The following is a 13,052-nucleotide window of genomic DNA, read 5'->3' as shown; positions in this document are numbered from 1 at the left end:
GCAGCGTCACCGGCAGCCTGAACCGCGCCGATACCACGGTCGAGGCGGCGTTCAAGCTGTTCGCGATGCCCGGCGTTCTGCCGCCCGGTATCGCCGCAAAGTTCGATAATACGATCGCGGCAACAGGAAACGTCGCGACCGGCGAAGACGGCAGCGTCAGGCTGAGCGGGCTTGACGTCAAATCCGGAATACTGGATGCCTCGGGCACCGCCACGCTCACCGACGGTACCTTGACCGCTGATATTGAAGGAAACCTTCCCGATATCGGCAGGCTGCTCGCCGACGCCAGAGGCGCGGCGGCGTTCCGTGCCGCGATCTCCGGTCCGCTCAGCGAACTCGGCGTGAAGGCGCAGATAACCTCCAGCGGCGCGACGCTTGCCGGCCGTACGCTGACGGACCTGGCGATCAATGTCGACGCGACGGCGAAACCCGGCAGTCCGCAGGCGAAGCTGACCGCGACCGGCGCACTCGGCGGCCAGGCGATCGACATCCGGGCCGACGTCGTTTCCGAGAACGGCCGCACCTCGATCCCGACGCTGGAGGCGAAGGTCGGCGACAACCGGCTGACCGGCGCGCTCGACCTGACCCCCGACTTCAAGCCAAACGGCACGATCGACTTCAATCTGCCGAACCTCGGCCTGTTGGCCGCCATGGCCGGCCAGACCGCATCCGGCGATCTTGCCGGTTCCGCAACGGTGCGCAGCGTCGATGGCGTCACGTCGATCACGCTCAAGGCGAACGGCGGCAGCATCAGCCGCGATGCGCTGACGATCGCCAGGCCCACCGCCGACATCAGCATCGCCGATGTCGCCAAGCTGGCAATCAGGGGCAACATCGGCGCGGAAAGCCTCGGGCAGGGAGAAAACCGGCTCTCGGGCCTCAATCTCGCCTTCGAGCAGCAGGCGGGAAAAACCGGCTTCTCGCTCGACGCGTCCTATGACGGCGCGCCGGTCGCAGCCGCGGGCGATCTCGTAAGCAATGCCGGGCGCACGGAGATCCGGCTGGCCTCCTTCTCGGCAGCCTCGAAGCGCGTGCCGCTGCAGCTTGCCGCGCCGGCGACCGTCGCCATCGAGAACGGCATCGTTCGCCTCGACGATCTCACCATTCTCGCATCGGACGGCGCAATTGTCGTCGCCGGCACCGCCGGCGAGCAACTCGACATTTCGGCGCAAATCAACGCGCTCCCCGCCACCCTGATCAACACCTTCGCCCCGACGCTCGGCGCCGAGGGCGCGATCGGCGGCACCGTCGACGTCGACGGCCCGGCAGCAGCGCCGGTGGTCGGCTACGATCTCGTCTGGAACGGCGCATCGATCGCCTCGGTTCGCTCCGCCGGCATCGTCGCGCAGGACGTTACCGCGAAAGGCACGATCACGGTTGCCGAAGGGGAAGTCCGCTTCGATCCGATGGCGATCGAGAGTGGAGACTTCCGCGGCAACGTCACCGGCCGCCTGAACCGGGCGGACGCGACCGCCTCGGCGGACTTCAAGCTCTTCGCCGAACCGCATCTGCTGCCCCCCGGCCTCGCCGCCAAATTTGACAGGACGATCGCGCTCTCCGGCAACGTCGAAACCGGCGAAGGCGGCAGCGTCAGGCTGAGCGCGCTTGAGCTGACGTCCGGCACTGTCGACGCCCGCGGCTCCGCTGCGCTTGCCGAAGGCGCGCTGACCGCGGCGATCGAGGGCACATTGCCTGACCTCGGCAAACTGCTTGCGGACGCAACGGGCAATGCCGCGTTCAGCGCCGACATCTCCGGTCCGCTCGACGAACTCGGCGTGAAGGCGCAGATGACCTCCAGCGGCGCGACGCTTGCCGGCCGCACGCTGTCCGACCTGGTGATCAATGCCGACGCGACGGCGAAACCCGGCAGCCCGCAGGCGAAGCTGACCGCGACCGGCGCACTCGGCGGCCAGGCGATCGACATCCGGGCCGACATCGTTTCCGACAACGGCCGCACCTCGATCCCGACGCTGGAGGCAAAGGTCGGCGACAACCGGCTGACCGGCGCGCTCGACCTGACGCCCGACTTCAAGCCAAACGGCACGATCGACTTCAATCTGCCGAACCTCGGCCTGTTGGCCGCCATGGCCGGCCAGACCGCATCCGGCGATCTTGCCGGTTCCGCAACGGTGCGCAGCGTCGATGGCGTCACGTCGATCACGCTCAAGGCGAACGGCGGCAGCATCAGCCGCGATGCGCTGACGATCGCCAGGCCCACCGCCGACATCAGCATCGCCGATGTCGCCAAGCTGGCAATCAGGGGCAACATCGGCGCGGAAAGCCTCGGGCAGGGAGAAAACCGGCTCTCGGGCCTCAATCTCGCCTTCGAGCAGCAGGCGGGAAAAACCGGCTTCTCGCTCGACGCGTCCTATGACGGCGCGCCGGTCGCAGCCGCGGGCGATCTCGTAAGCAATGCCGGGCGCACGGAGATCCGGCTGGCCTCCTTCTCGGCAGCCTCGAAGCGCGTGCCGCTGCAGCTTGCCGCGCCGGCGACCGTCGCCATCGAGAACGGCATCGTTCGCCTCGACGATCTCACCATTCTCGCATCGGACGGCGCAATTGTCGTCGCCGGCACCGCCGGCGAGCAACTCGACATTTCGGCGCAAATCAACGCGCTCCCCGCCACCCTGATCAACACCTTCGCCCCGACGCTCGGCGCCGAGGGCGCGATCGGCGGCACCGTCGACGTCGACGGCCCGGCAGCAGCGCCGGTGGTCGGCTACGATCTCGTCTGGAACGGCGCATCGATCGCCTCGGTTCGCTCCGCCGGCATCGTCGCGCAGGACGTTACCGCGAAAGGCACGATCACGGTTGCCGAAGGGGAAGTCCGCTTCGATCCGATGGCGATCGAGAGTGGAGACTTCCGCGGCAACGTCACCGGCCGCCTGAACCGGGCGGACGCGACCGCCTCGGCGGACTTCAAGCTCTTCGCCGAACCGCATCTGCTGCCCCCCGGCCTCGCCGCCAAATTTGACAGGACGATCGCGCTCTCCGGCAACGTCGAAACCGGCGAAGGCGGCAGCGTCAGGCTGAGCGCGCTTGAGCTGACGTCCGGCACTGTCGACGCCCGCGGCTCCGCTGCGCTTGCCGAAGGCGCGCTGACCGCGGCGATCGAGGGCACATTGCCTGACCTCGGCAAACTGCTTGCGGACGCAACGGGCAATGCCGCGTTCAGCGCCGACATCTCCGGTCCGCTCGACGAACTCGGCGTGAAGGCGCAGATGACCTCCAGCGGCGCGACGCTTGCCGGCCGCACGCTGTCCGACCTGGTGATCAATGCCGACGCGACGGCGAAACCCGGCAGCCCGCAGGCGAAGCTGACCGCGACCGGCGCACTCGGCGGCCAGGCGATCGACATCCGGGCCGACATCGTTTCCGACAACGGCCGCACCTCGATCCCGACGCTGGAGGCAAAGGTCGGCGACAACCGGCTGACCGGCGCGCTCGACCTGACGCCCGACTTCAAGCCAAACGGCACGATCGACTTCAACGTGCCCGATCTCGGCCTTCTGGCGGCGATAGCCGGCCAGAGGGCTTCCGGCGATCTCGCCGGCTCGGCGACGATCAGGACTGCGAACGGTGTCACGTCCGTTTCGCTCAAGGCGAGCGGCAGCGGTATCAAACGTGATGCCCTGACGATTGCAAAACCCGTCGCGGACATCAGCATCGCTGATATCGCCGCGCTCGCGATCAGAGGCAGCGTCAGGGCGGAAAGCGTCGCGCAAGGGCAGAACCGCGTTTCCGGCCTCAATCTCGCTTTCGAGCAGCAGGGGGACAGGACGGGCTTCTCGATCGACGCGAAATATGACGGCGGACCGCTCGCGGCAAAGGGCGATCTTTCCAGTAGCGGAGGCCGCACGGAAGTCCGTCTTGCTTCCTTCTCGGCGACGCCGAAGCAAATTCCGCTGAAACTCGCCAAGCCGACGGTCGTGGCGATCGACGATACCATCGTGCGTCTAAAGGACCTCGTCATTCAGGCGTCGAGGGGCACCATCACGGTCACCGGCACGGCGGGGGAAAAGCTCGATCTCTCGGCGCGTCTGAATGCCATGCCCGCCGCTCTTATCAACAGTTTCGCGCCCACCGTCGGTGCGGAGGGCACGGTCGCCGGAACGGTCGAGATCGACGGAACTCCGGCCGCGCCGGTGGTCGTATACGATCTCAGATGGAGCGGCGCTTCCGTGGCGCAGGTACGTTCGGCGGGCGTCGGCGCGGTCGACATTACCGCGAAGGGCCGGCTCATCGACAATCGCGTCACGCTCGACGCCGTATTGTCGGGCGCTTCCGGGCTTTCCATCAGGGGCGGCGGAACCGTCGAGCTTGGCGGCAACATGCCACTTTCGATGAAATTCTCGGGCAACGTGCCCTTCGCGCTGCTTGCCAATCTCATGGCGGAAAACGGTTTCACGCTTACCGGCTCCGCGACTGTCGATCTCTCCCTTTCCGGCTCGGCGAAGGCGCCGCAAATAAGCGGTACGATCAGGACCGCCGGCGGCCGACTGGTCGACGTGCGGCGCAATCTCGCCTTCAACGACCTGGCAGCAAATGTCACGCTGGATGGCAGGCAGGCGACGATTTCGAGGCTTTCCACCAATCTCGCCACCGGTGGCTCGATCGAGGCAAGCGGGACCATCGGGATCGCAGCCGATTCCGGTTTCCCCGCGGATTTGAGAATCCGGCTCAACAATGCGAGCTATGTCGACGGCACGCTCTTCACCGCAAATCTTGCCGGCGATCTGACTTTGAAAGGTCCGCTCGTCGCCACACCGGTGCTCGGCGGCCGGCTGACCGTCCGCCGCGCGGCAATCACCGTTCCTGAAAAATTGCCCACCTCTCTGTCCGAGATCGACATCCAGCACAGGAATGCGCCGGCCAGAGTGCGGCAGATGGCAAGGGACGTGCGCAGAGATCCCTCCGCGGGGGTCGGAGCCCAGGCCCGCGGCATCATCGCCTTCGATCTCGCCGTCAGTTCCCCGGGACAGTTCTTCGTGCGCGGGCGCGGCATCGACGCGGAGCTCGGCGGCGACCTGACGATCCGGGGCACGGCCGTCCAGCCGATCGTTTCCGGTGGGTTCGACATGCGGCGCGGACGCCTCGAGATTCTCGCCAAGCGACTTACCTTCACCAACGGCCGGATCAGCTTCGGCGGCGACCTGATCCCCATCCTCGACCTCGACGCCACGTCTACCGCCGGTTCGACGACCATCACCGTCAATGTCGCCGGGCCTGCCAACAATCCGCAGGTGACGTTCTCCTCCTCCCCGGCACTGCCCCAGGACGAGATCCTGGCGCGGCTCATCTTCAACCGATCGCTTTCCAATCTGTCGGCATTCCAGATCGCCCAGCTCGCTTCGGCCGTCAGCCAGCTCGCCGGCGGTGGCTCGACGTCCGTGCTCGATGGCCTGCGCAACAAGCTCGGCGTCGACGATCTCGACATAACGACCGACGAGAGCGGCGGCGCGCAGGTGCGCGCCGGCAAATACCTAAACGACCGGACCTACCTCGAATTGCAGCAAGGCGAGGACGCGGGCTCCAGCAAGGCCGTGATCAATCTCGATGTGGGACGAGGTATAAAGCTGAAGGGCGAAGCCGCCGGCGATGGCTCCGCTGCCGGCGGCATCTTCTTCGAGCGGGAATATTAGACGAAGCCAGGATATTCCGCGGTGGCCCCACCTGGTTTTGCTCCGCCCTCTCCACAAGCGGAGCGTGGACAAGGAGCGATGCCGTCATCGGTCAAGCGGCATTTCGGTCTACCCCGAACGCGTCCAGCACCTCGCTTTCGTCAATGCCGGTGAACAGTGCCCAGATGTGCCCAAATGGGTCGATGAGCGCGCCGACCCGATCTCCCGTCGGTAGCGTTTCGGCGGCATTGCGCAGGCTCGCACCGGCACCGATCGCCCGTCCGAGCACACGATCCACGTCGTCGACGTGCAGTTCGAGGATCGCCGCCGTCGTCCCAAGCGCATGTGGCGAACGCGGGCCGCCAAGCCGCGGCTCGGCATCCCGACGCGGATTGGCGCCGGCCACCCGAAAGATGGAATCGCCGATGCAAAGGTCGGCACTCGTCAGGATGCCGCTCCACTCATGACGCTGGAGAAGCTCAGCGCCGAAGACGTCACGGTAGAAGGCGATCGCCCGTTCCTCGTCCCCATGTCTGACGAACAGCTTTATGCAAATCTGCCGCGCCGGCCCGCCATTATACGTGGCCATGACAACCTCCCTGGACCGATGAACGTGATCATTTCCAATGAATGAGAACGGGATGCGGGCGGACGCCGCGCACTTTCCTCATGCTTCGCTTTTTGCTGAGGTGGAACATCTTACAAGGGAATCAGAACAAATCAAGAACAAAAACCGTTTCGCGGCCGCGAAAGACGCACAGCACCGACGGTTGCACGACAGCGCCGCGCGCCTTATGTGACGCGCCAAAGTACGCTGCAGTAGCGTCAGAACGTCCCGCTCATCTTGCTGGTCTTCAGAAGGATATTGGTTTCGGTCACGGTGATGCCGTCGATGAGCCGAATGCGCCTGAGCGTCTCGTCGAAGCTGACGAGGTCGCGATCCTCGAGCTCTGCGATGAAATCCCACCGCCCGTTTGTGCTGTGCAGCGCCCTTACCTGCGGCAAGCCGCGCAATTGACCCGCAACGCGGTCGGCCATCTTGCCGTGAACTTCGATCATGACGACGGCGCGCACGCCGGACGCCGGAATTTCCGAGCCGGTCCGGATCGTGAAGGCCGCGATCGTTCCGTTTGCCACCAGCCGATCAATACGCGCGGCAACGGTCGCGCGTGAAACGCCCGTCATCGCCGAAAGCGTCGAGACCGGTGTACGCGCATTCTGCCTGAGCGCGCTGATGAGAGCTTGATCAAGATCGTCCATGATTCTCAATTTGACAAATTCGGCTTACCAGTATGCCGATATTAGCCTTCCAATCGACAGTTTTCCATCTTTTTGCTGTCATGCCTTTTGACGATAATCCGCCTCATTCTCGCGGGACTCAGAGGAAGGAAGAGGGCGGAAATGAAGACCATCACCTTGATCGGCGCACCCATCGAAGAAGGCTCCGGACGGCGCGGCGCGGCCATGGGGCCGACGGCACTGAGGATCGCCGGCATCGATACGGTTCTGGCCGAACTCGGCCATACGGTTCATGACGAAGGCGATGTCCGGCCATTGCCGGCCCGTGACCTCGCCCATCATCCGCACGCAAACAATCTGCAAATGGTGGGCGCCTTCGCCCGTGCGCTGAACGATGCCGTGCACGACGCCGCGCGCAAGGGGCATGTTCCGATCATTCTCGGCGGCGACCATGCGCTTTCCATGGGCAGCGTCTCGGGCATGGCGCGCCACGCCGATGACGTCGGCCGGCCGCTCTTCGTCCTCTGGCTCGATGCGCATGCCGATTTCAACTCGCCGACCACTTCGCCCTCCGGCAACATGCATGGCATGCCCGTCGCCTTCTTCTGCGGCGAGGCGGAATTCGCGCCGATCCTCGCCAGCGATCGGCCGCTGGTCGACCCGAAGAGGGTCTATCAGATCGGCATCCGTTCGGTCGATGCCCGCGAGCGCGAGGAGATCGCCGAGCACGGGGTCAACGTCTACGACATGCGCACCGTCGACGAGATGGGCATGGCTCACATCATGCGGCAGATCCTCGATGAGGTTCGCGCCGCCAACGGCCTGCTGCATGTGAGCCTCGATGTCGATTTCATGGATCCGGAGATTGCCCCCGGTGTTGGCACTACCGTTCCAGGCGGAGCGACGTTCCGCGAGGCCCACCTCATCATGGAGATGCTCTGCGACAGCGACCTTGTCTCGTCGCTCGACGTCGTCGAACTCAATCCCTTCCTCGACGACCGCGGCAAGAGCGCCCGCATCCTGGTCGAGTTGACGGCTAGCCTCTTCGGCCGCCGCATTCTGGACCGGCCGACCCGCAGCGCCTGAAAGTAACGCAGATATGCCGGCGACGCGCGCATTTACCCCATGAGGAGCGCGGCGCCAGGATACGAACCGGAGGATCATTTATGACGACAACCGCGTCCCTGATTGAAACCGAATACCGGCTGGGCGCCCACAACTACAAGCCGCTCGATGTCGTGCTTTCGCGCGGCGAAGGCGTCTATGTCTGGGATATGGAAGGCAATCGCTATCTTGACTGCCTGTCCGCCTATTCCGCCGTCAACCAGGGCCATTGTCATCCCAAGATCTTCAAGGCGATGATCGAGCAGGCGCAGAAGTTGACGCTGACGTCGCGCGCCTTCCGCAACGACCAGCTCGCGCATTTCTACGAGGAGATCGCAGCGCTCACCGGCTCACACAAGGTGCTGCCGATGAACTCTGGCGCTGAAGCGGTCGAGACCGCCATCAAGGCGGTGCGCAAATGGGGATACGAGGTCAAGGGCGTCGCCGAAGACAAGGCCGAGATCATCGTCTGCTCCAACAATTTCCATGGCCGCACCATGGGCATCGTCGGCTTTTCGACCGATCCGGACGCGCGCACCGGCTTTGGGCCCTTCGCGCCGGGCTTCAAGGTCGCTCCCTTCGGCGACATCGACGCGTTCCGCGAAGCGATCACCGAGAACACGGTCGCTTTCCTCGTCGAGCCTATCCAGGGCGAGGCCGGCGTGATCGTGCCGCCTGCGGGATATTTCGCCGGCGTCCGCGAGCTCTGCACGAAGTATGGCATCACGCTCATTCTCGATGAGATCCAGACAGGTCTCGGCCGTACGGGCAAGCTGCTTGCGGAAGAGCACGAAGGCATCGAGGCCGACGTGACGCTGATCGGCAAGGCGCTGTCGGGCGGCTTCTATCCGGTCTCCGCCGTGCTTTCGAATTCGGAAGTGCTCGGCGTACTGAAGCCCGGCCAGCACGGTTCGACCTTCGGCGGCAATCCGCTCGCCTGTGCGATCGCCAGGGCGGCGCTGAAAGCGCTCACCGAAGAGGGCATGATCGAGAATTCCGCCCGCATGGGCGAGCGCTTCCAGACCGGCCTCCGCGACATTCGCTCCAACATCATCAAGGACGTCCGCGGCCGCGGCCTCATGCTTGCGGTCGAGCTCGTTCCGGAAGCCGGCGGCGCCCGCAAATATTGCGAGGCGCTCAAGGCACGCGGCATCCTCGCGAAGGACACCCATGGCGACACGATCCGTATCGCTCCGCCGCTGGTCATCACCGAAGACCAGGTCGATTGGGCGGTCGAACATTTCGCCGCCGTGCTCGCTTCCGCCTGATACAGTTCGCGATCCGCCTACTGCATTCAAAGTGCTACAGCGCCCTTTGCGCGTCCGATAAGACGCCCGGGGGCGCTGTCGTTACTTGAGGCGGATCGCCTTCACAAAAGCAAGTCTTAACGAATCCCGGCTTAGATTACCGTCCCAAAGCGCAAGGCGGGATTTCTCCGCGCATGAGGCAGCTTGCGCCGCGCCGGATGTCGTCGGCGGATCTAATGACACTTCCTGATTGGACTGGGAACTGCGCTTGCCTGCAGCATCCGCAGGAGGCGTCGCGAGTTGGCGGTGTCGCGCCTGACAGGCGTCGACCGGAAAGCTGGAAGGACCTTCGATGACAGGTACATTGAGAACGGCCGGATTCGACGGCGAAACGCTGGAAATCATAGCGTTCCGCCTTCACGATCAGGAATTTTGCGTCAAGACCACGACGATCCGCGAGATCCGCGGCTGGGCGCCGTCGACACCCATTCCACATTCGCCGCCGGAGGTGATCGGCGTGATGAACCTGCGCGGCACGGTGATCCCGATCATCGACCTTGCCCACAAGCTCGGAATGAAATCGACGGTCGCCAACGAACGCAGCGCCATCGTCGTCGCCGAAGTGCACAACATGGTCATCGGCCTCGTCGTCGACCGCGTCTCCGACATTCTCACGGTCCAGGGCAGCCAGGTGCAGCCCGTACCGGAAGTGACGGCCTCCTTCGACAAGAGTTTTGCAGAAGGGATCATCGCCAACGAATCGGGCATGATCTGCTTCCTCAATCTTTCCCGCATGTTCAAGGAACGGGACGTGGAAGAACTCGCCGCCTGAGCTTCTGACTACCCACGGGGGTCATTCAATAGACCCCTCCCGACCCCCACAGGCGGGAGGGGCTAGCGCCCGCAGCCCGCCGCGTACCAGCTCGAACGTCCAAGCCGGTTCAGCGGACAAGCTCGTGCTGCGTCGCAAGCCTCTTGTGGGCCGTACGCCTATGGCGCCGGCGCATCAGCACATGCGCCAATGTCGTCACAGCATCTAAAGCGCGCCGCGTTCAAACGTATTTACGCGACGCGCTTCAGATCTTTGTTTTTGTGCATGTCGTTGCCCCAAAACCGCTGCACACTTTTTGGGGCGACATGCATTAATGCTTCAGCCTCGAGCCCCTGCAGTCGTGCTCGCATGATCGGGGGTGCAGGTGCGCCCAGGCGCCGCTGGGAAGAGAAGGCTTGAGCAACCACGGCGCAAGTGTCTGGAAGCGCGCCGAAGGCACGGGGACCGGATCCGAGTAGCCGAACAGCGGGCCGGTCGACTCGAAGGAAATCGGCTGCTGCTGCACCTCCGGTTGCTTCTCCATGCCGCAGACGGGTTCCAGGCGGCGCAGGACCTCGCGTGCCTTCAGCTTGCAGCGAATGTGGTCCGAGTCGTCGGACACGACCTCGTCGAAACTGAGAAAGGCTGCGATGGCGGCATCCCTGCGGCCGGCGGCCAGAAGCGTGACCGCGAACTTGTAGCGCAGGTTGCCCCGATGGGGGTGCCGCCCAACGAGCTTCTCGAAGGTTTTGCTTGCCTCGCCATAGGAGCCCTGCTCCATCTGCGTGTCGCCAAGCCGATGAAGGATTTCGTCGACGTCGGGAAGCGCCGATAACAGCATGCGATAGAGACATTCCGCCTCGGCGTGGTCGCCCCTGTCGCTGCAGAGCTGCGCAAGTGCGTAGCGGGCCTGCACATGCCCGGGGATGGTGCGGATCACTTGACGATACCCCGCTTCCGCCGAGTCGAGCTCACCCTCGACATGCAGCGCCATCGCCCGCTCGAACACGAAGCCGACGCTGCGGCGGTTCAGCCTGTCATGCAGGTTTCGGCCCGTCCGGGTTCTGATAAGCACGCTGTGAACCGGATTCTTGTCCATCTCGCCTCTCGCTCGATCCTCGGAGCTTCGGGCAAGCGGCCCATCGGGAAACGCCTGCAGCAAGTGTTCGAGCCTGGCGGAAGAGGACTCGCAAAGCTCGAACCGCATGCTCGTCCAACTTTCGCTCATGAGGAAGCCGGCGAACGCGTGTGCCGCCTCGTTCTCCAGGCCGGGCATGCAGAGGAAGCCACTCTCGCCGCCCTCGCGATTGCCGATCATCAGAAGCCGGTCTGAGAAAAGCCCCGTGTCGTCATCCTGGAGAGTCGTGACCTCCAGCGGCAGAAAAGCGTCGTAGCGATGGTCAGTCTGCTCCTGCCGGAAGGCCAGAATGAACCATCGTTCCCGGCAGGACAAGTATTCGTTCAGCCAGATCCAGGAGAGTAAAGGATGGGATTCTGGATCTGAAAGATATACCCTGTTCCAATTTTCCCGAATGTTCTGAAATTCTCTAGCATAGCCAATAACATCTATTATCATCTTCGCCTCTCTGAGGCGGTATTCGCGATACCGACCAATAAAAACGTTGATCCAATATGATAAAGCTAAAATAAAAAATCTGAGGCCCAACGGCCATCAATGTGTCTATGCAGTATAGAGCGAAGCGCGCCCGGTACCGATGCGCCTCGTGATTGATTTTATCAGGCTGGAGCGCGGGATGCGAGCGGAAAAACAACGTGCGGTTTTCTTCCCAAACGACGCAGGCGATACTGAAAATCGGCCACCGTTCCTATAACGGATCCTTGCCGTCCGCGTCTAAGGCATGTCGCCCAAACGTGTGCAGCAGTTTTGGGGCAACGACTGCACAAAGATGCATGTCGCCCAAGAGTGGACGGAGGCTTGGGGAGGGGTCCTCTTCGGCCCCACTGAAGATAACAGATTAGGCCGCTTCCGGACGGCGAATCTTCGCGGCCGCCTCGATCACCAGCGGGCTCAGCCCTTCGCCACCATGATCGATATGCTCGAAGAGCTTGCGGCGCATGCGCGGCTCCCAAAATTTGTTGATATGGGTCGCAACACCCTCCGCTGCTTCCGCCGCCGGTTGGCTCTTGAAGAACGTGGCGATCTGGTTGGCCATGTAGATGAGCTTGGCATTGGTATCAGGCGACATCGGCAACAGCTCCGGAATGTATGCGTGCGGCATGGGTGAAAATTTCGAATTCGTCGCCGCGCACGAGCGCGATAAGCGTGATGCCCGCCTCCTCGGCCGTGCGGATGGCGAGCGCCGTCGGCGCCGATATGGCAATGATCACCGGGCTGCCAATAATCGCAGTCTTCTGAACCATCTCGACCGATACACGCGAGGTGACGACGACGGCGCCCTCGGCCCCCTTGAAACCGGCACGCGCCGCCGCGCCGACGAGCTTGTCGAGCGCATTGTGGCGTCCGACATCTTCGCGGACCGCGATCAGCCCCTTTCCGGGCACGTAAAACGCTGCTCCATGCACGGCGCGCGTCTCGAAATGCAGCGGCTGTTGACCGTTCAGAAGCGCGACGGCCTTGACGACGTCCGCCTGCGAAAGCCTGAGCGTGGCCCCGGAGACGTCCGGGGTGTGGCGGACAGCCTGCTCGATCGATTCGATGCCGCAAAGACCGCAGCCGACCGGACCGGCCATGTGGCGGCGGCGCTGGCGCAGCATTTCGTTCTCTTCGTCCGTGAGCGTGACCTGCAGGTCGATGCCCCGGTCCTCGGTCACGACATCGACGGTCTCGATCTGGTCCGGATCGGTGATGATGCCTTCGGTCAGGCTGAACCCGACCGCAAAATCCTCGAAATCGCCGGGTGTCGCCATCATCACCGCATGAGTCGAACCGCCATAGGTGAACGCGATCGGCGTCTCCTCGGGCACCACCCGTGACCCGGCGATAAGAGTGCCGGCGCGGCGCGCGGATTCGGAGACCTTCACGCTTGTCTTGAAACCGGTCATGCGCCG

At 63.8% G+C, this 13,052-nt stretch carries 9 protein-coding genes; 4 read left to right on the top strand and 5 right to left on the bottom strand.

Annotated features, from left to right (window positions below):
* The coding region (locus tag QN219_RS25880; RefSeq protein WP_284002979.1) for a translocation/assembly module TamB domain-containing protein at positions 1–5,642 on the top strand (5,642 nt) is incomplete at its 5' end.
* Between the two features lie 91 nt (positions 5,643–5,733).
* On the opposite strand, the gene QN219_RS25875 is transcribed toward QN219_RS25880, so the two are convergent.
* Entirely contained in the window at positions 5,734–6,210 is a 477-nt protein-coding gene (locus QN219_RS25875) for a VOC family protein (protein WP_284002978.1), read from the bottom strand.
* A 236-nt stretch (positions 6,211–6,446) separates the two neighbouring features.
* Positions 6,447–6,881, bottom strand: coding sequence for an Lrp/AsnC family transcriptional regulator (locus QN219_RS25870; RefSeq protein WP_173508879.1), 435 nt, complete (start codon positions 6,879–6,881; stop codon positions 6,447–6,449).
* Positions 6,882–7,022: 141 nt separating this feature from the next.
* On the opposite strand from QN219_RS25870, the gene rocF reads away from it, so the two are divergent.
* The 3 genes from rocF to QN219_RS25855 all read left to right on the top strand — a co-directional run bounded on the left by rocF (position 7,023) and on the right by QN219_RS25855 (position 10,043).
* Positions 7,023–7,946, top strand: a complete 924-nt coding sequence (rocF, locus tag QN219_RS25865; RefSeq protein WP_284002977.1) for an arginase — start codon at positions 7,023–7,025, stop codon at positions 7,944–7,946.
* An 80-nt stretch (positions 7,947–8,026) separates the two neighbouring features.
* Positions 8,027–9,232, top strand: a complete 1,206-nt coding sequence (rocD, locus tag QN219_RS25860; protein WP_284002976.1) for an ornithine--oxo-acid transaminase — start codon at positions 8,027–8,029, stop codon at positions 9,230–9,232.
* Between the two features lie 331 nt (positions 9,233–9,563).
* On the top strand, positions 9,564–10,043 hold the full coding sequence (locus QN219_RS25855) for a chemotaxis protein CheW (RefSeq protein ID WP_283978039.1): 480 nt from the start codon (positions 9,564–9,566) through the stop codon (positions 10,041–10,043).
* Between the two features lie 310 nt (positions 10,044–10,353).
* Here QN219_RS25855 and QN219_RS25850 read toward each other — a convergent pair whose 3' ends face one another.
* The 3 genes from QN219_RS25850 to fdhD all read right to left on the bottom strand — a co-directional run bounded on the left by QN219_RS25850 (position 10,354) and on the right by fdhD (position 13,046).
* Positions 10,354–11,598 carry a tetratricopeptide repeat protein gene (locus QN219_RS25850; RefSeq protein WP_284002975.1) on the bottom strand — a complete coding sequence of 415 codons (1,245 nt, stop codon included), beginning with the start codon at positions 11,596–11,598 and terminating at the stop codon, positions 10,354–10,356.
* A 400-nt stretch (positions 11,599–11,998) separates the two neighbouring features.
* A complete protein-coding gene (locus QN219_RS25845) occupies positions 11,999–12,229 on the bottom strand; it encodes a formate dehydrogenase subunit delta (RefSeq protein ID WP_284002974.1) in 231 nt (76 codons plus the stop codon).
* A complete protein-coding gene (fdhD, locus tag QN219_RS25840; protein ID WP_284002973.1) occupies positions 12,219–13,046 on the bottom strand; it encodes a formate dehydrogenase accessory sulfurtransferase FdhD in 828 nt (275 codons plus the stop codon). Before fdhD ends, QN219_RS25845 begins: the two co-directional genes overlap by 11 nt.
* Positions 13,047–13,052 lie beyond the last annotated feature (6 nt).

The sequence above is a fragment of the Sinorhizobium sp. 8-89 genome, from assembly GCF_030124325.1.
Taxonomy (GTDB): Bacteria; Pseudomonadota; Alphaproteobacteria; order Rhizobiales; family Rhizobiaceae; genus Sinorhizobium.
This window is presented reverse-complemented; position numbering and strand designations above follow the sequence as displayed.